The 21674-nt window shown below is 72.5% G+C and carries 18 protein-coding genes and 4 pseudogenes; 7 read left to right on the top strand and 15 right to left on the bottom strand.

All coding sequences use genetic code 11. The features are described 5' to 3' along the window. Positions 1 to 124 precede the first annotated feature (124 nt). Positions 125 to 3393, top strand: a pseudogene (locus tag DK389_RS07695) (helicase-related protein). Between the two features lie 91 nt (positions 3394 to 3484). Then, the gene (locus tag DK389_RS07690; protein WP_109888577.1) at positions 3485 to 3868 is read left to right on the top strand and encodes a nuclear transport factor 2 family protein; all 384 of its coding nucleotides are present in this window, start codon (positions 3485 to 3487) and stop codon (positions 3866 to 3868) included. Positions 3869 to 3916: 48 nt separating this feature from the next. On the opposite strand, the gene DK389_RS07685 is transcribed toward DK389_RS07690, so the two are convergent. From DK389_RS07685 to DK389_RS07665, 5 genes are all read right to left on the bottom strand, one after another. After that, a complete protein-coding gene (locus tag DK389_RS07685) occupies positions 3917 to 4096 on the bottom strand; it encodes a hypothetical protein (RefSeq protein ID WP_109896129.1) in 180 nt (59 codons plus the stop codon). A gap of 199 nt (positions 4097 to 4295) precedes the next feature. Further along, positions 4296 to 4853, bottom strand: a complete 558-nt coding sequence (locus DK389_RS07680; RefSeq protein ID WP_109888575.1) for a dihydrofolate reductase family protein — start codon at positions 4851 to 4853, stop codon at positions 4296 to 4298. 156 nt (positions 4854 to 5009) lie between these two features. After that, complete coding sequence (locus tag DK389_RS07675; RefSeq protein WP_109887477.1) at positions 5010 to 6383, bottom strand: transposase; 1374 nt, start codon at positions 6381 to 6383, stop codon at positions 5010 to 5012. Between the two features lie 129 nt (positions 6384 to 6512). Continuing rightward, the gene (locus DK389_RS07670; RefSeq protein WP_109896127.1) at positions 6513 to 7859 is read right to left on the bottom strand and encodes a PQQ-dependent sugar dehydrogenase; all 1347 of its coding nucleotides are present in this window, start codon (positions 7857 to 7859) and stop codon (positions 6513 to 6515) included. Positions 7860 to 7957: 98 nt separating this feature from the next. After that, a complete protein-coding gene (locus tag DK389_RS07665; RefSeq protein WP_236960723.1) occupies positions 7958 to 8389 on the bottom strand; it encodes a hypothetical protein in 432 nt (143 codons plus the stop codon). Between the two features lie 361 nt (positions 8390 to 8750). On the opposite strand from DK389_RS07665, the gene DK389_RS07660 reads away from it, so the two are divergent. Then, complete coding sequence (locus tag DK389_RS07660; RefSeq protein ID WP_109888573.1) at positions 8751 to 9671, top strand: bestrophin family protein; 921 nt, start codon at positions 8751 to 8753, stop codon at positions 9669 to 9671. A gap of 66 nt (positions 9672 to 9737) precedes the next feature. Here the strand turns inward: DK389_RS07660 and DK389_RS07655 are convergent, their stop codons facing one another. The 5 genes and pseudogenes from DK389_RS07655 to DK389_RS07635 all read right to left on the bottom strand — a co-directional run bounded on the left by DK389_RS07655 (position 9738) and on the right by DK389_RS07635 (position 14890). After that, the gene (locus tag DK389_RS07655) at positions 9738 to 10778 is read right to left on the bottom strand and encodes an alpha/beta fold hydrolase (protein WP_236960721.1); all 1041 of its coding nucleotides are present in this window, start codon (positions 10776 to 10778) and stop codon (positions 9738 to 9740) included. Positions 10779 to 10866: 88 nt separating this feature from the next. After that, entirely contained in the window at positions 10867 to 11469 is a 603-nt protein-coding gene (locus DK389_RS07650; protein WP_236960720.1) for an HAD family acid phosphatase, read from the bottom strand. A gap of 270 nt (positions 11470 to 11739) precedes the next feature. Continuing rightward, positions 11740 to 12936 carry an MFS transporter gene (locus DK389_RS07645; RefSeq protein ID WP_109888567.1) on the bottom strand — a complete coding sequence of 399 codons (1197 nt, stop codon included), beginning with the start codon at positions 12934 to 12936 and terminating at the stop codon, positions 11740 to 11742. 195 nt (positions 12937 to 13131) lie between these two features. Further along, on the bottom strand, positions 13132 to 13629 hold the full coding sequence (locus DK389_RS07640) for a cytochrome P460 family protein (protein ID WP_236960718.1): 498 nt from the start codon (positions 13627 to 13629) through the stop codon (positions 13132 to 13134). 263 nt (positions 13630 to 13892) lie between these two features. After that, positions 13893 to 14890 (bottom strand): annotated as a pseudogene (locus tag DK389_RS07635) (SIS domain-containing protein). A gap of 182 nt (positions 14891 to 15072) precedes the next feature. Here DK389_RS07635 and DK389_RS35535 point away from each other — a divergent pair. Then, a pseudogene (locus DK389_RS35535) lies at positions 15073 to 15273 on the top strand (hypothetical protein); the annotation flags it as partial. A 173-nt stretch (positions 15274 to 15446) separates the two neighbouring features. Continuing rightward, positions 15447 to 15599: a hypothetical protein gene (locus DK389_RS32130; RefSeq protein ID WP_162560547.1), complete on the top strand. Its 153-nt coding sequence runs from the start codon at positions 15447 to 15449 to the stop codon at positions 15597 to 15599. A gap of 25 nt (positions 15600 to 15624) precedes the next feature. On the opposite strand, the gene DK389_RS07625 is transcribed toward DK389_RS32130, so the two are convergent. Continuing rightward, the gene (locus DK389_RS07625; RefSeq protein ID WP_109888563.1) at positions 15625 to 15837 is read right to left on the bottom strand and encodes a DUF6494 family protein; all 213 of its coding nucleotides are present in this window, start codon (positions 15835 to 15837) and stop codon (positions 15625 to 15627) included. 240 nt (positions 15838 to 16077) lie between these two features. On the opposite strand from DK389_RS07625, the gene DK389_RS07620 reads away from it, so the two are divergent. Together DK389_RS07620 and DK389_RS07615 are read left to right on the top strand one after the other, a co-directional pair. Then, the gene (locus DK389_RS07620; protein WP_109888561.1) at positions 16078 to 17388 is read left to right on the top strand and encodes a solute carrier family 23 protein; all 1311 of its coding nucleotides are present in this window, start codon (positions 16078 to 16080) and stop codon (positions 17386 to 17388) included. Between the two features lie 151 nt (positions 17389 to 17539). Then, complete coding sequence (locus tag DK389_RS07615) at positions 17540 to 18265, top strand: glutathione S-transferase C-terminal domain-containing protein (RefSeq protein ID WP_109888560.1); 726 nt, start codon at positions 17540 to 17542, stop codon at positions 18263 to 18265. A gap of 34 nt (positions 18266 to 18299) precedes the next feature. Here DK389_RS07615 and DK389_RS34925 read toward each other — a convergent pair whose 3' ends face one another. The 4 genes and pseudogenes from DK389_RS34925 to DK389_RS07600 all read right to left on the bottom strand — a co-directional run bounded on the left by DK389_RS34925 (position 18300) and on the right by DK389_RS07600 (position 21549). Further along, positions 18300 to 18425, bottom strand: a complete 126-nt coding sequence (locus tag DK389_RS34925) for a hypothetical protein (protein WP_257791932.1) — start codon at positions 18423 to 18425, stop codon at positions 18300 to 18302. Positions 18426 to 18472: 47 nt separating this feature from the next. Then, a pseudogene (locus tag DK389_RS35530) lies at positions 18473 to 19288 on the bottom strand (DUF2336 domain-containing protein); the annotation flags it as partial. 291 nt (positions 19289 to 19579) lie between these two features. After that, entirely contained in the window at positions 19580 to 20638 is a 1059-nt protein-coding gene (locus tag DK389_RS07605) for an HD-GYP domain-containing protein (RefSeq protein ID WP_109888558.1), read from the bottom strand. A 122-nt stretch (positions 20639 to 20760) separates the two neighbouring features. Next, positions 20761 to 21549, bottom strand: coding sequence for a trypsin-like serine protease (locus DK389_RS07600; RefSeq protein WP_109888556.1), 789 nt, complete (start codon positions 21547 to 21549; stop codon positions 20761 to 20763). Between the last annotated feature and the right edge of the window lie 125 nt (positions 21550 to 21674).

The raw sequence follows: 21674 nt of genomic DNA, 5'->3' as shown, positions 1-21674 counted from the left end.
TGATGGGCCCGCGATCGATCGACCGAAGATGCGTCGGAGGCCGCGGCGATGTCGAAGCGGAGCCCGGGGCGTCGCGCCGCGTTCACCGCAGCCAATGCAACCAGAAATCGAGTTCGGAGCGTCGATGGCCAAGCGAAAGACGAGGGCGGACCGGGACGCCGATGCCGCCGCGCCGGTCGCGCCCCTCGTGCCGACGGGGGCGCTCGCCGTCGCGCTCCTCGGCCTCGCGGGATCGGCCGCGCCCCTGATCCACGTGGCGCGCGACGCCCAGCATCTCGGCACGCTCGCCGCGATCCTGCGGGCGCTGGCTCCCGAATGCGACGTGGCGGTCTATCCCGAATGGGATTGCCTGCCCGGCGACCGCGTCTCGCCGTCGCGGGGCACGATGGGCACGCGCGCCGGCGTCCTGCGCTGGCTCACCGACGGCGATGCCCTGCCGGATCTCGTCCTCACCACGGCCCCGGCGCTCCTCCAGCGCGTGCCGCCGCCGGAGACCTGGGCCTCGGCGCGCGTCGAGATCCGGGTCGGCGACGCGTTCGACCCGGACGGGATGACGACGGCGCTGCGGCGCCTCGGCTACATCCTCGACGACCGGGTCGACGAGCCCGGCGAGGTCGCGGTCTGGGGGCGGACCGTCGACGTGTTCCCCGCCGCGGCCGAGCGGCCCTGCCGCATCGAGCACGAGGCCGGGCACGTCATGTCGATCCGCTCCTACGATCCGGTCTCGCAGCGCTCGCTCGTCGCGTCGCAGTGTCTCGTCATCGATCCGGCGAGCGAGATCATCCGGGCGCCCGACGCGGACAGGCCGGAGCCGTTCACCGGCCAGGAGCACCGCCTGCCGGATTTCTACCCCGCGCTCAGCACCCTCCTCGACTACGTCCCGGAGGCCCGGCTCGTGGTCGAGGCGGGGGCCGAGGAGCGGGTGGCCGCCTTCTTCGAGCAGGTCGGGGAGGCGGGCGAGGCCGTGCGGCCGGGCCTCTATCTCGCCCGGGGGAGTGGGCGGCGCTGCGCGAGGCGCGGGCGCTGGCGGAGGCCGTCGCGGACGGCCAGGAATCCGTCGCCGGGCCGGTCTTCGTCCGCGAGCGGCGGCCGGGGGCCGCCTTCGCCAAGGCCCTCGCCGGCGCGGTCGAGTCCGGGGCGCGCGTCGTCCTCACCGGGCCGCGGCACCCCCTGCGCCGCCTGGTGCGCGAGGCCGACCGGGCGACCGGACGACGCGTGCGCCTCATCGATGCGTGGGCCGAGGCCGTGGCGGCCGAGCCCGGCGAGATCCTGGCGATCGAGGCGCCGGTCGAGGCGGGCTTCCGGGTCCCGCAAGCCGACGTCACATTCGTGGCCGCCGCCGACCTCTTCGGGACCCTCGGCGCGCCGGGGGCCCGGCCGGCCGCCATCCTGCCGATCGGCGAGGTGGACCTGCGGATCGGGGACGTCGCCGTCGATCGCGAGCACGGCCTCTGCGTGTTCGAGGGGCTGGAGACGGTCGGCACCGGCGACGGCGCGGGCGAGGAGGCCCTGCGGCTGCGCTTTGCCGACGATTCCATCCTGATGGTGCCGGTGTCCCAGGCCGACCGGATCTGGCGCTACGGCCCGGAGCCTGAGGCCGTCTCGCTCGACCGGCTCGACGGCGGCACCTGGGGACGGCGGCGCCTGGAGGCCGAGGCGACGCTCGCCCGGACCGCCCGGGTGATGGTGAGGACCGCCCAGGAGCGGCGCGAGAGGGCCGCCCCTCGGATTGCGGCGCCGGACCGGCAGATGGAGCGCTTCGCAGCCGGCTTCGGGCACACGCTGACGGCCGATCAGGCCCGCGCCGTCGAGGCGTCGCTCGCCGATCTCGCCGGGACGCGCCTGATGGACCGGCTGGTCTGCGGCGATGTCGGCTTCGGCAAGACCGAGGTGGCGCTGCGGGCCGCTGCGGCCGCGATCTTCGCGGGGCGGCAGGTGGCGGTGATGGCGCCGACCACCGTGCTGGTGCGCCAGCACGTCGAGACCTTCCGGCGCCGCTTCGCCCGTTTCGGCGTCGAGGTGGCCCAATTGTCCCGCCTCGTCTCCCCGGCCGAGGCGAAGCGGGTCCGGCAACGGATCGCGGACGGCTCCGTGCGCCTCGTCGTCGGCACCCAGGCGCTCGCGGGCCGGGGCGTGCGCTTCCACGATCTCGGCCTCACGATCATCGACGAGGAGCAGCGCTTCGGCGCCAAGCTGAAGGCCGGCCTGCGCAAGGCCGCCGAGAACTGCCACGTCCTCACCCTGAGCGCGACGCCGATCCCGCGCACCCTGCAGGCCGCGCTGGTGGGGCTGCAGGAACTGAGCGTGATCGCGACGCCGCCCGCGGTGCGCCAGCCGATCCGCACGGTGATCGGCCCATTCGACCCCGATCTCGTCCGGGCCGCCCTGCAGCGCGAGCACCGGCGCGGCGGCCAGAGCTTCGTGGTCTGTCCCCGGATCGAGGATCTCGGTCCCCTGGCCGAGACGCTGCGCGCCCTGGTGCCGGAACTCGGGATCGTCACGGCGCACGGCAACCTGAAGCCCTCCGCGATGGACGAGGTCTTCGTGCGCTTCGCGGAGGGCGAGGGCGACGTGCTCCTGGCCACCAGCATCATCGAGAGCGGCCTCGACGTGCCGCGCGCCAACACCATGCTCGTCTGGGACGCGGAGCGCTTCGGGCTCGCGCAGCTCCATCAATTGCGGGGCCGGGTCGGGCGCGGGCAGCGGCGCGGGCTCGTCCACCTGTTCGGCCGGCCGGAGAGGCCGTTCTCGGCCGCCGCCGAGAAGCGCCTGCGGACGCTGGAGGCGCTCGACCGGCTCGGGGCGGGCTTCGCGATCAGCGCCCGCGACCTCGACCTGCGCGGGGCGGGCGACCTCGTCGGCGAGAGCCAGGCGGGCCACGTCAAGCTGGTCGGCCTCGGCCTCTACCAGCATCTCCTCCACCTCGCCCTGCGCGCCGCGAAGGGTGAGGCGGTCGAGGATTGGAGCCCCGAGATCCGGATCGGGCTCGGCGGCCGCCTGCCCGCCGATTACGTGCCCGAGCCCGAGATCCGTCTGAGCCTCTACACCCGCCTGCTGCGGCTGCGCGGGGCGGAGGAGGTCGAGGCCCTGCGCGACGAGGTCGAGGACCGGTTCGGCCGGCTCCCCGAGCCGGTCGAGGCGCTGTTCACCCGGGCGCGGCTGCGGGTCGGCTGCGCCGGCCTCGGCATCGCGCGCTTCACGGCTGGGCCGCAGGCGCTGGCGGCCGATTTCCGGCCGGGCCACCGGCTGCCGGACCCGGACACGGTGCCGGACCTTGCGGTGAACGGCGCGCGCGTCATCCTACGCCGCGCGAGCGAGGATCCGGTCGAGCGGGGCGCGCTCGCCGACGCATTCCTGCGCCGGCTTCAGGACGCGCGCGAGGCCGGTCGGTGACGGGCCATTGTCCCGCCGTCCGCCGATTCTCGGGGATCGGGCGTCCGGGAATCGGAGGGCCAGGACGGGGCTCGGACGTTCGGGGAGCAGCATGACCGACCTTGCGCAGAACAAGGCGAACGTGATCGCCTTCTACGAGCTGATGTTCAACGATTGCCGGCCGCGCGATGCGGTCGAGCGCTATGTCGGCGACGCGTACATCCAGCACAACCCGCACGTGGCGACCGGCAAGGACGGCTTCATCGCCTATTTCGAGCGCATGGCGCGCGAGTGGCCGGGCAAGCGGGTCGAGGTGAAGCGGGCCATTGCCGAGGGCGATCTGGTCGTGCTGCACTGTTTCCAGCACTGGCCGGGCAGCCACGACTACGCGGCCATCGATATCTTCCGGCTCGATGATCGCGGCAGGATCGTCGAGCACTGGGACGTGCTCCAGGTCCTGCCCGAAACCTCGGCCAACCCGAACGGGATGTTCTGAGCGCAGCGAGCGCCCCGCCGCCCTCGGGAACCGTGTCCCCTTCGGGCGCTACCCGTGCCGCAGCATCGCGAGGACGGCGTGGATGAGGGTCGCGCCGCCGATCGGCGCGATGAGCAGGAGCAGGAGGTTCACGGCGATCAGCCACAGGAGCACGCGCTCCTGGCGCTTGGTGAGCCGGGGCTTGCGGGGCGGCTCCCAGGACGGTTTCCAGCCTCCCTCGGCGTACATCGGCGGCTCCGGCTCGATCTCGGTCGGCCCCACTCTAGCGGCCGGCGCCCGTCGTGCCAGTGGCACGGGGTCGACGCGCGTCGCCAGACGAGAGACCCCTGAGGTCGGACGCGCTCCAGCAGCGGGCGCAAGCCGTCGGATTCCGCCCCCTCGTCGCCGAGATCCGACACTTGGTACCCGCTCGCGAAGTCCGCTGACGTCAGCGTTCGCGGCGGTAATGCAGGGCGACCGCGCCATTGCGGAGCGGCGTCGCCGAGACCAGCTCGAGCCGTCGCGTGTTGGGCAGCCCGCCCTGGTACAGGGTCGGGCCGTGGCCAGCGATCCTGGGATGGACGAGGAGCTTGTACTCATCGATCAGATCCAGCCGGTCCAGCTCGGTCGCGAGTTTGCCGCTACCGAGGAGCACGCCCGCCGGAGTCGCGTCCTTGAGCCTCTGCACGCCTGTTCGCAGGTCGTCGGCCATGTGGTGGCTGTTGGTCCACGGGAAGGCCTTCCGCGTCGAGGACACCACGTATTTCGGCTTGGCCTCCAGCTTGACCGCCCATTCGCGGATCGCCGGCGGCGCCTCCACGTCTCCGCGAGCGACCGCGGGCCAGTAGCCCTCCATCATCTCGTAGGTGATGCGGCCCCACAGCATCGCCCCGCCCTCGTCCAAGAGGCGGGTGAAGAACGCGTGCGTCTCGTCGTCAGCGATTCCCTCCCTGTGGTCGACGCAGCCGTCCAGGGTGACGTTGATGCTGAAGGTCAGTAATCCCATGCGGCGAGCCTACGCCATATGCTCGAGAAGACGTAGGGCCATCGGCTCGCGGTCGATGTTCAACGTCCGCTACGGGTCGATTTCGTTGAAAAACTCGCGGTTGGCCTGGATTGAGATTTGACCGGGTGCTTGGCCGGGGGGGCTCCCGCCAGCCGGTCAGGCTAGGCTCGGCTGCCCCAGCGGGATCAGCTTGGCCAGCTTCCATAGGTTCTGGGCGGCGGCCGCGAGGTGGAACTCGTCTCGGGCCCCGTCTGGCCCCCGCAACCGAAGCCGATCCAGCCGCAGGATCCGCTTAAGGTGGGCAAACAGCATCTCGACCTTCTTGCGCTCACGCCGCGAGGTACGGCCCGCCTCCGAGGCGCAGATGTCGCGCGCCATCTGCCGGGCGCCCTCGTGGATCGAGCGTGGGATCTTGCGGGCGGATGCGTTGGGGCAGCATCGTGGCTTCAGCGCGCAAGCTTCGCAGTCGTACTTGCTCGCGCGGTAGCGCAGCATCCCGTCTGCGTCGACGAGCGGGGGCGGTGACCGATAGACCTTCTGGCGTTGCCGCAGGTGCTTGCCGGCCGGGCAGGTGTAGGCGTCGGCGCCAGGGTCGTAGGTGAAGGCCGACCGGCTGAAGGTGCCGTCGCGGCGCTCGGACTTATCGAAGACGGGGATGTGCGGCTCGATGCCCTGCTCGTGGGCGAGCCAGCCCAGCATCGCGGCCGAGCCGTAACCGCTGTCACCGGCGAGCCGGGCCGGGTAGAGGTCGAAGCGCTCGCGCGAGCGCACGATCATGCGCTTGGCGGCCGTGACCTCGGCCTGCCGGATCGCGGTGGTCGGCTCGACGTCCACGATGACCGCGTGGTCGAGGTCGATCAGGTAGTTGGCCGCGTAGGCGAAGTAGGCCAGCCCACCGTCCGCACCCGTCCAGCGCGCGGCCGGGTCGGCGGGGGAAACGAGCTTAGGCACGACCGGCGTCGCAGCTCCGAACGCGGCGTCGTCGAGCACAGCCAGGTACTCCCGGGCGGCGCGGCTGACGCTCTCGGGTGGCAGGCCGTTCGTACCCTCAACACCCTTCTGCCGGTTGGCATCAGCCTTGATAAGGCTGGCGTCGACCGCGAAGCCCTCGCCGCCCACGAGCCCCTCGGCGATGCAGCGGGCGAGCACGGTCTCGAACAAGCAGCGCAGCAGGTCGCTGTCGCGGAAGCGGCCATGGCGGTTCTTGGAGAAGGTCGAATGGTCCGGCACCCGGCCGTCGAGCCCGAGCCGGCAGAACCAGCGATAGGCGAGATTGAGGTGGACCTCGTCGCACAGGCGGCGCTCGGATCGGATGCCGAAGCAGTAGCCGATGAGCAGCATGCGGATCATCAACTCGGGGTCGACCGAGGGCCGGCCCGTCGAGCTGTAGAACGGCTGCAGGTGCGCGCGTAGACCCGACAGGTCAACGAAGCGGTCGATGGCGCGCAGCAGATGGTCGGCTGGGATATGTGTATCGAGCGAGAACTCGTAGAACAGGGCACCCTGCTCGACTTGCCGAGGTCCCATCATCTGCTTCGGTCTCCGTCTCTCGACAGAAGTGAATCACCTCACGACTACCGCCGCAACACCCGAGTTTTTCAACACAATCGGTCGCAAACAGCCCCTCGCGGGTGGGCACCAAGTGTCGAGTTCCGCCCCCTAGTACCGCTCACTGCCCGCGCTCACCCGCCACACCGTCTTGCCGACGTCGTCCGACACGAGGAGCGCGCCCGACTTGTCGAGGATCACCCCGACCGGGCGCCCCTGCGCCTTCTCGTCGGCGTTGAGGAAGCCGGTGAGCGCGTCGACGGGCTGGCCGGCGGGCTTGCCGTCCTTGAAGGGGACGTAGATCACCTTGTAGCCGCTCTTCGGGCGGCGGTTCCAGGAGCCGTGCTGGGCCACGAACAGGCCGCTGCGCCACGCCTCGGGCAGCTTCGAATCCATCGCGAAGGCGATGCCGAGCGAGGCGGTGTGGGTGCCCACCGCATAGTCGGGCGTCAGCGCCTTGGCGACGAGATCGGGGCGAGGCGGCTGCACCCGCTCGTCGACGTGCTGGCCCCAATAGGCCCAGGGCCATCCGTAGAAGCCGCCCTCCTGCACCGAGGTCACGTAATCGGGCACGAGGTCGCTGCCGATCTCGTCGCGCTCGTTGACCGCGGTCCAGAGCTTGCCCGTCGACGGCTCGAAGGCGAGGCCGTTCGGGTTGCGCAGGCCCGTCGCGTATTCGCGCATCTGCTTCGTCGCGACCGTGTATTCCCAGATCGCGGCGCGGCCCTTCTCCAGGTCGAGGCCGTTCTCGCCGACGTTGCTGTTCGAGCCCACCGTCACGAAGAGCTTCTGGCCGTCCGGGCTCGCGATGACGTTCTTGGTCCAGTGGTGGTTGATGCCGGCGGGCAGGTCGGCGACCTTCTCGGGCGTCGCCGTGATCTCCGTCTGGCCCGGCTGGTAGGGCACCTTCACGAGGGCGTCGGCGTTCGCCACGTAGAGGTCGCCGCCGACGAGCGCCATGCCGAAGGGCGAGTGCAGCCCCTTCAGGAAGACGTGCCGCTCCTCCGCTACGCCGTCGCCGTCCTTGTCGCGCAGGAGCACGATGCGGTCGGGGCTCTTCACGCCCGCGCCGGCGAAGCCCTTGACCTTGTCGGCCACCCAGTCGGCGACGCCCGTGGACGGGTCGTCGGTCTGCGGCTTGTTGGCCTCGGCCACCAGCACGTCGCCGTTCGGCAGCAGGTAGAGCCAGCGCGGATGGTCGAAGCCGTCCGCGAAGGCCGCGACCTGCAGCCCGGCCGCGGCCTGCGGCTTGGCGCCCTTCTCCCAGCGCGCGACGCGGGCGATGTTGACGGTCGGCATCAGGGTCGGGTTGGGCGCCGGCAGCGTCGGGCTCGCGCCCTGGCCCGCCGACGCGTCGAGGGTCGCGTGCTCCGGATAGACGATGAAGCGGACGAAGGCCGCTCCGCCGAGGAGCAGGACGGCCAGAGCCGCGAGGCCGAGCTTGGAGCGGGTTCGCATGACATCCATCCGGCTTTCGCGCCCGGTCCGGACGCGCATCGCCACGATAAGTGCCGAGACGGCGTTTGGCTCCCTCGGGGAGCCGGCCGGGGCGACGCTCAGCGCAGCGGCAGCAGGATGTTGGAGCCGGCGATCAAGCGCCCCGTCCGGTCGTAGAGCGGCGTCGGGTAGGGCATGAACGGCTGGCGCGAGCCGTCCGGCCGCTCCAGCACGGCCTGGACGCCGCGCACCGGGCGCCCCTCCTTGAGCGCGACGGCCATCGGGCACCGGTCGAGGGGGAGGGGGGCGCCGTCGGTCGTGAAGATGCGCCAGGACCCGCACCACCGGGCCGTGCCCAGCGTCGGGCGGTAGCCCCACAGGGCCGCCGCGGCCTCGTTGTAATAGGTGAGCCACCCCTGCGCGTCGGTCGTGTAGAGCGGGGACCGGAGGGACCTGAACAGCTCCTCGCGGGCCGGCTCGTAGTTCCAGTCCGTGTCGGGGGCGTCGATCACATACTCGGAGCCGGGGAAGGTCACGATTCTCTCACGCATCACGAAACGCAGCTGCCGATAGCGTGGTGCATAAAAGATGGCGTTAACAAATGAGCGACACAGGTCCATTTCGCCCGTATTCGAGAGGGCCGAGGTGAATTTGTGTCAGATTTGTAAAAGCTTGGGTCCGTGTTTCGGTGGGCGCAACCTATTTGCGCGACTGCAATCGTTTCAATGGCCTGTGCGAGAACGTGCGAGCGAGCCTGAAGCGTATCATGAACATTGGTCGCCTAACCGTGAAAGTGAGACTGTGCCCGCGCCGCCCGTCGCGGTGCACCGGTTTTGCTCGAACCGGCATGGCGCCGAGGAACTCCTTCTGTCAGGGCGTCAGCCCGACGCCCGTGTGTGAGGCCGAGGCCAGATGATCGTCCGCCCCCGTCCGGGTCCGTTCGCCATTCTCTTCACGCTGCACGGCTCGATCCTGCCGCAGGTGGCGCCGAAGATCCTGTTCGTCACCCTCGTCGCCTGCCTCGTGGTCGCGGCGGAGCAGCACTTGCCGGATCTCCTCGCCCTCCATGCCGGCGTCGCGCCGTTCACGCTGGTGGGCCTCGCCCTCTCGATCTTCCTGAGCTTCCGCAACAACGCCTGCTACGAGCGCTGGTGGGAGGCGCGCAAGCAATGGGGCCTGCTCGTCGTCGCCGTGCGCGGCCTCGCGCGCACCACACTGGCGCTCCTGCCCGAGCCCGAGCAGGCGGCGCGGCGGCGGCGGGTCCTGCGGCGCCTCGCCGGTTTCGCCCACGCCCTCCACGCCGCCCTCCGCTCGGCCGATCCGCGCGCGGCGGCGGCGCCCTGGCTGCCCGAGGACGAGGCGGCCGCGCTGGCGGCCCGCCCGGACCCGGCGGACGCGGTGCTGCGCGCCCTCGCCGCGGATCTCGGCGAGGCGTGCCGGGCCGGCGCGATCAGCGACGTGCTCTACGGCGTCTTCGAGGCCAAGCTCGCGGCGCTCTCCGAGATCCAGGCGGCCTGCGAGCGCATCAAGGGCACGCCGCTGCCCTTCGCCTACACGCTCCTGATCTACCGGACCTCGTGGCTCTACTGCGCCCTTCTGCCCTTCGGTCTCGCCACTTCGCTCGGCTGGATGACGCCCCTGGTGACGGCGCTCGTCGCCTACACGTTCTTCGGCCTCGACGCGCTCGGCGACGAATTGGAGGAGCCCTTCGGCCTGGAGGCGAACGACCTGCCCCTGAACGCGCTCCTGCAGACCGTCGACGGCATCGTCCTCGACGCCCTCGGCGAGCCCGTGCCGCAATCCGTCCGGCCGGAGCGGTTCCTGCTGCAATGACCGCCGGGCGCGGCCCCAGGTCCGGCGCGGCCCCAGGTCCGGCGCGGCCCCAGGTCCGGCGCAGGCTCAGGTCCAGCGCAGACTCTTGCCCGTCGACGCCATCAGGGCATCCACCGCCTGCCCGATCTTAGCCTGGGCCGCGTAATGGACCATGTGGCCGAGCCCGGGTAGGATCGTCAGGGTGCTGCCCGCCACCGCCCGGTGCAGGCGCTCGGATTGCTCGGCGGGATCGACGATCGCGTCCGCGTCGCCGCTCAGGATCGCGACCGGCAGGCGCAGGTCGGCGTAGCGCGCCTGCAGCAGCCCGGCCGCCGCGTTCATGGTGGCGGTGTCCTCGGCGCTGGCGCGGCTCTGGGTCGGGTGGATCGAGATCCCGACCGGGAACCGGGCCGTGAAGCGGGCCGGCACGGGCTGCGGCTTGAAGACGTGGCGGAAGACGTGCGGCGCGAGGAGATGCCCGACCGTGGCGGGCGTCAGCGAGCGGACGGCGTCGCCCACGCCCGGGATGGCGAGCGGCGCGATCATCGTCACGTCGGCGCGCCGGGCCGGGAAGTAGAACCCCGACAGGAGGACGAGCCCGCGCAGCGCCCGCCATTCCTCGGCGGCCAGGGCGAGCGAGACGAGCGTGCCCCAGGAATGGCCGACGATGACGGGGCGCTCGACGTTGAGCGCCTCCAGCGCGCGGTGGACGAGCCGCGCCTGGGCCGAGGCCGTCCAGACGCGATGCCGCGGCCGCTCGGTGTGGCCGAAGCCCGGACGGTCGATCGCGATCACCCGGTAGCTTTTCGCGAGCCGGTCGACGAGGCCGCTGATGACGAAATCCTCCGCCATCGTCCCGTTGCCGTGGATCAGCACGACGGGGCGCCCCTTGCCGCGCGCGATGTAGTGGACGCGCAGGCCGTCGACCGTGACGAAGCGGCCCGGCACCCGGGTTGCCGGCTCCTCCGCGAGTGCCTTCACCGCCTTGCGGGCCTCGCGGACCGTCTTCCGACCCTCGCGGGCCGCGGCCTCGCTGAGCTTGGCCGACGATTTGAGGATCTTCGTGAGGCCGGTGGAGAACCGGCGCACCGCGCGTCGCGTGGCTCGCCGGCTTACGAGTGGGGACACGGGCGGGACTCCGGGCAGGGGGCTCGGCCGCCTTAGCAGCAGGTCAGTGCGGCGGAAGCGCGACGGTCCGGCTGTCGGGGAGGGCGCGTCACGGGATGCGGTAGAACGGGTTCGGCAGGAGGAAGGCGCGCTCGGCATGCCCTCCGGCGAGGTCCGAGGGCTGGTCGCCGACATTGGCGATGATGGTGTAGCCGGCCGCCTCGATCGCGGCGCGGCGGGGCGCCTTGAAATCCGCCGCGGAGGCGTAGCGGCTCCCGAAGGCCGGCATGTCGAGGTCCGCGTGATCGCCGTATCCCTGCTCCTTCAGGTTGCGCTCCGTCGCGCTGCGCTGCGGCTCGTCGCGCCCGGTGATGAAGAACACCGCCACGCCGCTCGCCCGCGCCAGGTTGTAGAGGCTGAAGGTGGGGGCGAGCGCCGGGCTGCGGCCCATCAGGTCCCAGTTTACCCAGCCGCAGGGGCCCTCCGGCAGCGCCTCGCAGGGGCCGCCGAAGACGCGGCCGAAATCGTCGGCCCGGATGATCTCCCAGTTCGACAGGGCGGTGTCGTCGATGTCGAGGACGAGGGCGGGACGCGCCACGGCCGGCGCCCGCTCGCGGATCCAGGCGCCGGCCTGCGCCGCCACTGCGGCGAGGTCGCGGGCGTAGCGCCCCGATTCGTGATAGGCGGTGGCCGCGCGCTTGGCATCGCCCACATTGGCGGGCTCGTCCGGCGGGGCGGCCGGGACGGATGGGGGCGGCGCCTCGGCCCGCGGAGCCTCGGCGCGGGCGCTCGCGGCCGCGAGGAGCGCGAGGCAGGCGAGCGCGGCGGCTCCGGCGCGGGGCGATCGTTCCAGGGCGGCCTCCTCGGATGGGCGGATTGCGGGACGGGGCCGTCCGGCTCACGGGGTCCGGCGCGGGGCCCGATCGTAGCCGGAATCCGGCCGCCCCGGATCGTACGCCCGGCGACACTCCGGGCCGGCCCGTCAGGCGCCCGGGGCCGGCCGCGCGAGGAGGTGCGCGCTGGCGAAGCCGAGGGCCAGGATCACGGCGGCGCAGGCCGCGAGCGAGCCGAACTGGCCGAGCGTCTGGAGCGCCCCGCCGAGGATCGCGACGCCGAGGGCCTGGCCGCAGAAGAACGAGAAGGCGTGGAGGGCGACCGCCGAGGCGCGGGCCTGCGGCGCGACCTCGGTGACCTGAACCTGGAAGGTGTTGTGGAGCATGTAGAAGCCGAAGCCGAGGGCGAGCAGCGCCGCGGCGTCAACCTGCCAGCTTCCGGCGAGCCCCACCACGACGAGCGCGCCCGCGCAGACCGCCCCGCCGCCGATGAGCATCCGCGTCATCCCGAGGAAGCGCAGCACCTGCGCGACGAGGAGCGCGTAGGCGAGGCCGCCGGCCGCGAACCCCGCGAGGGCGAGGCCGGCTTCCCGCGGCCCGCCCTCGCCCCGCGCCTCGATCAGCGGAGCCAGGTGGGGGAAGATCCCGAAGACCGCGATCGCTTCGACGAACACCGCCGAGAACAGGACCCGGGCGCGGGGGTTGCCCAGGATCGCCCGGTAGCGGGACGCGGCCTTACGGAGGGCGAGCCGGCGGGCGGGCGCCGCGGCCGCGCGCTCGAAGCCGAGGAGCGCGGCGGCGCAGCCGACGGCCGCCACAGCCGCCGTGATCGCGAAGACGCCGCGCCAGCCCACCGGCCCCTCGATCAGCCCCGCGAAGGTCGACCCGGCGAGCTGGCCCAGGATCACGGCGACGAGGAAGCGGCCGATCGCCACCTGCCGCCGCTGCATCGGCACCCGGTCGCCCATCAGCGCGAGGGCGAGGGGCACGACGCCGCCCGCCGCCGCGCCGGCCGCGACGCGCAGGCCGAACAGGAGGGGGAGATCGGCCGTGAGGGCGCAGCCGGCGAGCGCCACGGCCAGGATCCCGAGGCAGACCGTCATCACCCGCTCCTTGCCGAGCGCGTCGCCGACAGGTCCGAGGATCGGCTGGATCAGCGCGTAGGGCAGGGCGAAGGCCGTCGAGAGCAGCGCCACCCGGTGCGGATCGCTGCCGAGGTCGCGGGCGAGCACGCCGACGAGGGGCTCCACCGAGCGCCCGGCGAAGGTGCTGGCGAAGCCGGCGACGGAGAGCACGGCGAGGAGCCGCGTGATCGGGGACGGCGCGGCATTGCGGGCTGATGTCATTCGCTGGCTGGCACGCGTGAGGGCCCGGACCCGCGTGGTCGGGGCGAGGCTTGGTAGCCATCCGGGACGGCGGATCGCAACCCGGATCGGATCGCCCGGCGTCCGGCTTCGCGCGGCGCGATCGGCTGCGGTTTCGAGGGCGGGGATCGCGCTCGGGCCCCCGCCCGTGGTGGCGTGCGGCCCGCCGCCGGGCTCTCAGGGCGTGTAGCGCGTGAAGACGAAATCGTCCGCCTTGTTCGCGCGCGCATGGCAGGGGAAGCAGGTCTCCATCAGCGCCTTGCTGCGATTGGGCTTGCCGTCCTCGAACTGGCCGTAGCCCCAGCCGCCCGTCTCGGCGTATTTCCGGGAATCCTTGACGCTGAACTGGATGTTCGTCGCGGCTCCCGGGACGAAGGATTGCGCCTGACCGAAGATGGCGTTGTTCTCCTCCGAGGGCACGTATTTCCAGGCCAATCGCCCGATGATCGTGCCGTCGGGGAAGGGGCGGGTCCCGTCCCGATAGGCCTTGACCGCGACGTCGTTTCCGAGCACGGCGCGGAGGTCGTTGAGGCTGCCCGCCTCGTGCGCGACGCTGATCAACTGCCAGTCGCGGTAGCCGGCGGGAAGCCTGACGTCGAAGATCGGTGAGGCGTCGTCGTCGGCACCGCCGACAGCGAGGGGTATCAGGGCGACGGCACATGCGGCCATTGCCATCGCGGGTGCCCGTCTCGATGCCCGTCTCATGGAGCGCCCTCCCGCTCGCTTGAGGATGCCGGCCCGCCCCACATCTTGCAATTGCCGAATCCGTCCCGCGAACGCGAGGCTGGAAGGGGATGAGGCACCGGGCGGGGATCTCTCGGTCCCGGCTGTCCAGAAGGCAGCGCGGTGCGGGCGACCGGCCCGCTCCCGGGGAGGCTCCGGGTCCGCCGCCTCCGGTGACCGGACGCTGAAAAGACCTTGGATCGCGGCCCCGTCCGCTAGAGCGTCTCGGTCACCTTGGTCAGGCCGGCCGGCGCGTCGGGATCGAGGCCGCGGCGGCGGGCCTCGCGCTCGATCGCCCGGTAGGCCGGCACGAGCATCAGGATCGGATCGCAGGCCGGGTGTCCGTCCGGCAGCCAGGGGAGGGTGCCGTCCGGCCCGCCGCAGGCGTGCACGGCGAGGCCGTCGCGGCGCAGGTCCCGGACGAGACGGTCGACCCCGTCCGCGGTCGGGTCGGCCTGGCGCAGGGCGAGCACGGGCGTGGCGGGGCCGATCGCGGCGCGGGGCCGTGCCGCAGCTCCGCCGCGCTGTAGCCGAGGGCGGGCAGGCGCAGGGTCTCGGCGAGCTTCAGCGCGATTTCCCGGACCGTGCCGAGCCCGTGCCCGCGCCCCGTGACGAAGGCGGCCGGCGCCGCGGCGAGGTCGGCGCTCCAGGCCGACCAGTCGAGCGCGAGCGCCTGCCCGAGCCGGTCAGGCAAGGCCGCGAGGCCGTCCGCGAGCGCGCGGTCTCCCGCCCAGCGCGCGACGAGGGCCGCGCCGAGGACGAAGGAATTCACCACGGTCTTCGTCGCCGCCACCGCGCGCTCCGGCCCCGCGTCGAGCGGCAGGACCAGCTCGGCGGCGCGGGCCACGGGCGAGGCGGCGTCGTTGACGAGGGCGAGCGTCAGCGCCCCGCCGGCCTTGGCGGCCTCGGTCGCCGCCACGAGGTCAGGGCTGCGGCCCGATTGCGAGACGACGATGAACAGCGCGCCGGCGACCCGCGGCACGTGCTCGTAGCCCGTGACGATGGAGGGCGCGGACGCCGAGACCGGAAGGCCGAGCCGCGTCTCGATGAGGTAGCGCAGTGCGATCCCCGCATGCCCGGAACTGCCGCGGCCGCAGAGGACGACCAGGGGAAAGCTGCGCCGGGACAGGGTGGCCGCCACCCGCTCCGCCTCGCCCGAACCGGGCCACAGGCGCGCGGCCGCCTGCGGGATCTCGGCGATCTCCCGCGCCATGTGGCTTTGCGATGGGCCGGTCTTCGGCGTGATCCCGTTCATGCGGAGGGCGTTGTGGGTTGGGACGGGGGTCGGCTCGCCCGACTGACTCATGCATCGGGTTCGCCGGTCGGGCTCTTCGGGGAAAGCTCGGCCGCGCGCCGGCGGTTCCGCGCCGTCCGGGTGGCGGGCGGGCCCGGCGCGTGCCAGGGATAGGCATCGTGCCAGACTTGGGCATCGTGCCGGGTATAGGCACGGGGCCTCCGGCCCGAAGCGCGCACCGGGAGGGGATCCGCGTGGCCCACAGCATCGACAGGTCCGCCCTCGACCGCCTGATCGCCCTCGGCAGGGGGAAGGGACAGCTCGGCCCGGCCGACCTCGAAGCGCATCTGCCCATCGACGCGATGGGGCCCGAGGACATCGCCCTCGTCGTGCTGGAACTCGAGGAGGCGGGCGTCCCGGTCGAGCTCGACGCGGCGCCCGGGAGGCGGCGCGGGGGGCGCTGTCCGGGCGCCTGCCCGACCTGCCCGCGGCGGCCCTTCCCGATCCCTCGGCGGGCGCGGGTGGCGCGGCGCCCGTGTCGCCCGCGCCTCCGCCGCCCGCCCGCGCGGGCGGGGCCGGGCCCGCGGCGGCGCCCGCCCGGGACCGGGCCGCCGCGAGCCGGGTCGTCTACGTCGCGGGGCTCGCGACCTTCCTCGTGCTCGCGATCCTCGTCCTCCTGCTGCGCTGACCGGGGCGCCCCGCTCCGAGGCCGGTCAGCCCGCCTCGCCCCTGTCCTCGCCGAGGGAGATCGTCCGCTCGACGACGTGGTCGAGCGGCGCGTTTTCGGCGGTGAGGGTCATGCGCAGCTTCAGCGTGCCGCCCTGCACCTGGCCCTCGCGGGCGACGCGCTCGATCTCGCGCTGGGAGGTGACCCCGACCTCCTTCAGGAACTTCCGCAGCTCGATGTTGAAGCGGTCCTCGTCCATGGCGTCTCCTCCGGGTTCGCGCCGGCCCGATCTCCGGATCGTCCGTCGCGCCGTTCGGACAGGAAACTTCCGATCCCCCGCTTCGCTCCGGCCCGCCGCGCGACGGGGGCCGCGGGCCCGGTCGGTCCCCATGATCGCTATCTACGTCGGCGGCGTCCGAACGTGATCGCTCGCGGGCATGACCGGCGCGCCCGCGCTCTGTTCTAATGACCCGGATCGAGGCGCCGGGAGAGAGGCCGCATGGGGTTGCAGGACCGGGAGACGGGGCGGGGTTTCGAGCCGGGCTTTCCGCGTTGGCGGCTCGCCCGGGGCGCGGTGATCCAGCCCGACGAGCGGCCGCCCCTCGGCCAGATGCTGGTGCTCGCCCTCCAGCACGTCGTCGCGATGTTCGGCTCGACCGCGCTCGCGCCCGTGCTGATGGGGTTCGACCCGAATCTCGCCACCCTGTTCTCCGGCATCGCGACGCTGCTGTTCTTCGTCGTGGTCGGCGGCCGGGTGCCGAGCTATCTCGGCTCCAGCTTCGCCTTCATCGCCGTGGTGATCGCCGCCACCGGCTACGGCGGCAGCGGCCCCAACCCGAATCTCGCGGTGGCCCTCGGCGGCATCGTGGCGGCCGGTGCGGTCTACGCGCTGATCGGCCTCGGGGTCATGCTCGCCGGCGATGCCTGGATCGGCCGTCTGATGCCGCCCGCCGTCACGGGGGCGATCGTCGCCGCGATCGGCCTCAACCTCGCGCCGATCGGCGTGAAGGGCATCTCCGGTTCCGGCCTCGACGTCGGCGTCGGCCTCTTCACCGTGGCGGCGGTGGGCGTCGCGGCCGCCTACCTGCCGGGAATGGCCCGGCGGCTGCCCCTGCTGATCGGGGCCCTGTCCGGCACCCTGCTGTACGCCGCCCTGGCGAACGGCCTCGGGCTCGCCCCGCCCGTCGACGTCGCGCGGGTGGCCGCGGCCCCCTGGTTCGGCTGGCCGAGCGTCACGGCGCCGGTCTTCGAGCCGTCCGCGATCTGGCTGATCGCCCCGGTCGCCCTGGTGCTCGTCGCCGAGAACCTCGGTCACGTGAAGGCCATCGGCGCGATGACCGGGCGCAACCTCGACCCGTATCTCGGCCGCGCCTTCCTCGGCGACGGCCTCGCCACGATGCTGTCGGGCGCCTTCGGCGGGACCGGGGTGACGACCTACGCGGAGAACATGGGCGTGATGGCGGTCACGCGGATCTACTCGACTCTGGTCTTCGCGCTCGCGGGCGCCGTAGCCATCCTGTTCGGCCTGTCGCCGAAATTCGGCGCCGCGATCCTGGTGATCCCGGGGCCCGTGATCGGCGGCCTGTCCGTGGTGGTCTTCGGCCTGATCACCGCCGCGGCGGGGCGGATCTTCGTGGAGAACCGGGTCGACTTCTCCCAGAGCCGGACGCTGCTCACGGTCGGCACGGCGCTCGTCCTCGGCGCCGGCGACTTCACGGTGAGCCTCGGCGCGTTCCGGCTCGGCGGAATCGGAACGGCGACGGTTGCGGCGATTCTTCTCTACCACCTCCTGCGGGACGAGCCGGCCTGAGGCCGGACTCGTCGGCCGAGGCTGCCGGCAGGGTGGCGAACGGGACCCTCCGGATTGCCCGCCCGGCCCTGAGGGTCCGGAACCGGAACGGGCCGCAGGGCGTGGCAAGCTGCTATGATCCGCCGCTTTCCGAGCCGACCCGGAGCACGCGATGATCACGCTCTACGCCTATCCGGACCTGTTCGGGCTCGCCGACAACAACGGCTACGGGCTCAAGGTGTACGCCTTCCTGAGGCTCGCCGGCCTGCCCTTCGCCCACCGGCACATCGTCGATGCCTCCGGCGCGCCGCGCGGGCAGCTCCCCTACATCACCGACGGGGACGAGCGGATCGGCGACAGCGACACGATCCTCGCGCATCTGACCCGCGCCTACGGCGTGACGCTCGACGCCGCGCTCACGGCGCGGCAGCGCGACCTCGGTCTGATGATCGCGCGCCTGCTCGACGACCTCTATTGGGTGATGTCCTACAGCCGCTGGAAGGACGATCGCTACTGGCCCGCCTTCCGGGACGCCCTCCTCGCCGAGCATCCGAGCTTGACCGAGGCCGACCTGCAGGCGGCGCGGGACTTCAACGCCCAGCGCTACCACTTCCAGGGCATCGGGCGCTTCGATCCGCCCGCCGCCTATGCCCGCGGGCTCGCCGATCTCCAGGTGCTCGCCAACCTTGTTCCGGCGGACGGCTACCTGTTCGGCGCGAGCCCGACGAGCGTCGATGCCGGTCTCTACGGCTTCCTCGCCAACATCCACTTCTCGCCGATCGAGACACCGCTGAGGCAGTTCCTCGCAGCGCAACCCCATCTCGTCCGGCACTGCACGGCGATGCACGCGGCCGTCGCCTCTGCCGGTGCCGGTCCGGACGCGAGCCGCGGGGCATGAGCCGTTCCGGAGCGCCCGGACGCGGCGGCGATGCTCAGGCGGCGCTCGACTGCTCCAGCTTGTCGCGGGCGGCGGTGAATCGGACGACGCGCTGCGCCGTCGCCACCGAGAGGTCCTGGAAGGCCTGGAAGGCGCTCTGCAGCGCCTCGGCATCGGGCATGCCCCCGGGCGGCTCGCGAGGAGGAGCTTCAGCGTCTTCCAGCCGAAGCGGACCGAGCGCACCAGGAACAGGAGCGGGTCGGTGGTCGGCGCAGCGTGCGCGTTGAGGGCGATCGCCGAGGGAACGCCCGCGAGCCGGGCCAGCGCCACCAGCGCGTAGGTGGTCTCGCCGGAGGTCAGCCAGGTCTGCACGGCGCCCTCGTCGAGCCCGTACTTGGCGTGGCAGGCCACCGCCACCTCGGCGGGCGTGAGGTCGAGCGGCGGCTCGGCCATCGTCGCGGCGATCGACAGGGTCGCCTGCGCGGCGGCATTCTCGCCGAATTCCGCCGCCAGGGCTCGGCGGGCGCGCTCGCGGGCGATGGCGACGAGTTGCGCGCGCTGCGCCTCCGGCACGTCGGAGCGCTTCGTCAGCACGCGGCCCAGCTCCGAATCCTGCTGGGCCCGCGTCGTCAGGATCTGGAAGCCGCCGGCCGAGAACCGGGCGCCCTGGTTGCCCGCGACGCTGCGCACCACCTGCTCGTTGCCCCGCGAGACGATGACGTCGGTGACGCGCTCGGCCAGCGTGCTGCGGCGAGAGAGGGCCATCAGGTGCTGCTGCCCGGCGCCGCTCGCGATCTGGACGAGGTCGCTCTCCTCGAGGCGGTTCGAGCGCTCGAGCACGGGGCCGGCCACCTCCGCGGAGGGATCGTAGGCGAGGTTGCGCACCACCCGGCGCGGGGCATTGGCCACGTCCGCGAGGTGCGCCGACAATTCGGCTCGGGCGCGGGTCTCGATGTCGCGCGAGAGCCGCAGGATCACCTCGTCGAAGGCGCCGATCTGATCCTCGCTGAGCCGCGGCGCCTGCGCCGTGAACAGGCCCGTCATCTGGCGCAGCATGCTGACGCGCTTGGCCGGGTCGCCACTCGCGATGGCGCCCTCGACATCGTTCACCACCGAACTGAGCGCGAGCATGCGGACGTCCTACTGACAGCCGGAGGAATGTCGCGGCGGGCGGCTTGCGATTCGATTAAAATCGATCTCGGGCAGGCTTCGACTCGACAAAAATCCAGCTTTTGTGCTCGATTGCGCGTGCAATTCTGATCTCTCCGGCGCATCGACACGTCATTCCGGGGCCTGGACTTAACGAAGCGTTAGGTGTCGCCCCGCGAAGGACGCCTATGCCGCGCGCGCCACGGCCTTGCCGAAAGCCTGGACGAAGCGCGTCTCGATCCGGCCCTGCATGCCCTGGAGGATGCCCATCGCCTCGTCCGGCGTCATGGCCGGCTTGTAGGACCGGCGCTCGGTCAGGGCCGCGTAGATGTCGCAGATCGTCAGGAAGCGGACGACGTCGCTGATCGCGTCGCCGCTGATCCCATCCGGGTAGCCGCTGCCGTCGAGCATCTCGTGGTGATGGCGGACGGCGTCGAGCATCGCCGGGTCGGCGCCGCCGCTCGCCCTCAGGATCTCGTAGCCGAGGATCGCGTGCGTGCGCATGATCGCGGCTTCCGCCGCGTCGAGGGAGCCGCGCTTGAGGAGCAGGTCGCGCGGGATCCGCGCCTTGCCGACGTCGTGGACCAGGGCTGCCCGCACGAGGCGCTGCCGCTGCGCCTCCGGGAAGCCGATATGCGTCGCGAATTGCGCGGCGAGGCCCGCCACCACGAGCGAGTGCTGGTAGGTTGCATTGTCGTGCGCCCGGATCGTGTTGAGCCAGCGCGAGAGGCCCCCGTCGCTGAGGGCGAGGAGCAGCGGGTCGACACAGGTGTCGATCGCCTGCAGGTCGACACGCCCGTTCGTGCCGGCCGTGGCGAACAGGCCGGTCAAGGCGGCGCCCGCGCGCTCGGCGCATTGGCGGACGGTGGCGTTGAGCGAGCCCTCGTCGGGATTGATGAGGTTGAGGAGCGCCGTCACGACGATGTGCGGCTCGGCGTAGTAGGGCAGGCAGGCGCTGGCGCCGAGGACCTGCGCCTGCCGCAGCGCCTTGTCCGAGGTGCGGTGCGCGATGCACAGAAGCGGGCAGGTTTCCGCCCAGGGCTGGGTGCGCAGGCCGAGCAGGCACTGCATCGCGGCAGGCCGCGTGAGGTCGAGATCGGTCACGACGGCGATGGCCGTCTCCCGAGCGGACCAGTTCACGTCGGGACCGACCAGCTCGCAGCGCCCGACGCCGCGCAGGGCCTCGGCCAGCGCCGCGCTGCGGTTGGGCTGATCGCTGACAAGAACAACCACACCGGGCAGCAACGCCGACTCCTTCCTGTCCGTCGAGGCAGTAGACGGCACAAGCTCTTCAGGTGCGGTTAAAGGATTGCAGTTCAGCCGGGCTCCTTCCTGCAGGCTTAACAGGTCGTGGCCGGCGTCGGACCTCAGGGCCCGGCGGAGGCGATCGAGGGCCCGCCCCGCGCCCCGAAGACCTGGGCCGCCGGCGCGACGACGACGAGGCTGCCGCAGGTTGCGCGGTCGGTGATCACCGCGCTGGCAACGCCCCAGACGAAGAGCCCGCGCCGATCCTGCGCGACCACGGGCCCGCCCGAATCCCCGAGGCAGACCCGGGCGCCGTCGACGCGCGCGATCGTCAGTCCCGTGCTCGACGCGGCGAGGGGCACGAGCCGCGCCGTGCGCAGGCGTCCGACGCCGCGGCCCGAGAGGCCGACGCCGGCCATCCGCAGGGCGCTCGGCACGCGCTGCGGGCTCGCGGCCAAGGGGACCGGCACCCGGTCGCGCACGGGAGCCGACAGCCGCAGCACCGCGAGGTCGAGGGAGAGGTCCGCGAGGGTGATGCCCGCGGCGCTCGCGCTGAGGTCGCCCGGATCGGGGCTGAACCGGGCGACGACGCGGGCCGTGTAGACCGGACGCACCGCCTCGCTGCCGCGATAGAAGACGATGATCGCTCCGAGTGGATCGCCATTCAGGCAATGGGCCGCGGTGAGCACCAGATCGGCGCTGATCAGGACGCCCGAGCAGCGGGTCAGGCGATAAACGTCGTCGGGCCGGGTCACGGTGCCGATCCCGACGGTCGCCTGCGCGAGGGCATCCCTGCGGCTGGCGGCGGCGCCGCCGTCGATGGCCCGCGCCGGCAGGCTCGCGACGCAGGCGGAGGCGACGGCGGCCAGGATGGCGGCCCGTCGGATCGCGGAGCGGGCAGGGGCAGGCATGGCTGTCGCGTCTCGGTCCACGGCTTGTTCCCCGGCATCGGGCCCGGATGCGGGTAGGCTGCGCCTTCGCCCGCGCGGGCAAGTCGGACGCGAGGACGCAGGATCTCCGAGCCTGCCGGCGGCCA

Source organism: Methylobacterium durans, assembly GCF_003173715.1.
GTDB lineage: Bacteria > Pseudomonadota > Alphaproteobacteria > Rhizobiales > Beijerinckiaceae > Methylobacterium > Methylobacterium durans.
The sequence above is the reverse complement of the archived record's forward strand: the minus strand, read 5'-3'. Positions and strand labels throughout refer to the sequence as shown.

Excerpts from the sequence above, each read along its gene's own strand:
- DK389_RS34925 (WP_257791932.1), bottom strand. The coding sequence starts at position 18,425 with ATGCCCGATGCCGAGGCGCTGCAGAGCGCCTTCCAGGCCTTCCAGGAC.
- DK389_RS07680 (WP_109888575.1), bottom strand. The coding sequence starts at position 4,853 with ATGGGATTACTGACCTTCAGCATCAACGTCACCCTGGACGGCTGCGTC.
- DK389_RS07640 (WP_236960718.1), bottom strand. The coding sequence starts at position 13,629 with ATGGCAATGGCCGCATGTGCCGTCGCCCTGATACCCCTCGCTGTCGGC.
- DK389_RS07685 (WP_109896129.1), bottom strand. The coding sequence starts at position 4,096 with ATGTACGCCGAGGGAGGCTGGAAACCGTCCTGGGAGCCGCCCCGCAAG.
- DK389_RS07615 (WP_109888560.1), top strand. The coding sequence starts at position 17,540 with ATGATCACGCTCTACGCCTATCCGGACCTGTTCGGGCTCGCCGACAAC.
- DK389_RS07660 (WP_109888573.1), top strand. The coding sequence starts at position 8,751 with ATGATCGTCCGCCCCCGTCCGGGTCCGTTCGCCATTCTCTTCACGCTG.
- DK389_RS07665 (WP_236960723.1), bottom strand. The coding sequence starts at position 8,389 with ATGCGTGAGAGAATCGTGACCTTCCCCGGCTCCGAGTATGTGATCGAC.
- DK389_RS07620 (WP_109888561.1), top strand. The coding sequence starts at position 16,078 with ATGGGGTTGCAGGACCGGGAGACGGGGCGGGGTTTCGAGCCGGGCTTT.
- DK389_RS07600 (WP_109888556.1), bottom strand. The coding sequence starts at position 21,549 with ATGCCTGCCCCTGCCCGCTCCGCGATCCGACGGGCCGCCATCCTGGCC.
- DK389_RS07670 (WP_109896127.1), bottom strand. The coding sequence starts at position 7,859 with ATGCGAACCCGCTCCAAGCTCGGCCTCGCGGCTCTGGCCGTCCTGCTC.
- DK389_RS07625 (WP_109888563.1), bottom strand. The coding sequence starts at position 15,837 with ATGGACGAGGACCGCTTCAACATCGAGCTGCGGAAGTTCCTGAAGGAG.
- DK389_RS07690 (WP_109888577.1), top strand. The coding sequence starts at position 3,485 with ATGACCGACCTTGCGCAGAACAAGGCGAACGTGATCGCCTTCTACGAG.
- DK389_RS07675 (WP_109887477.1), bottom strand. The coding sequence starts at position 6,383 with ATGATGGGACCTCGGCAAGTCGAGCAGGGTGCCCTGTTCTACGAGTTC.
- DK389_RS07645 (WP_109888567.1), bottom strand. The coding sequence starts at position 12,936 with ATGACATCAGCCCGCAATGCCGCGCCGTCCCCGATCACGCGGCTCCTC.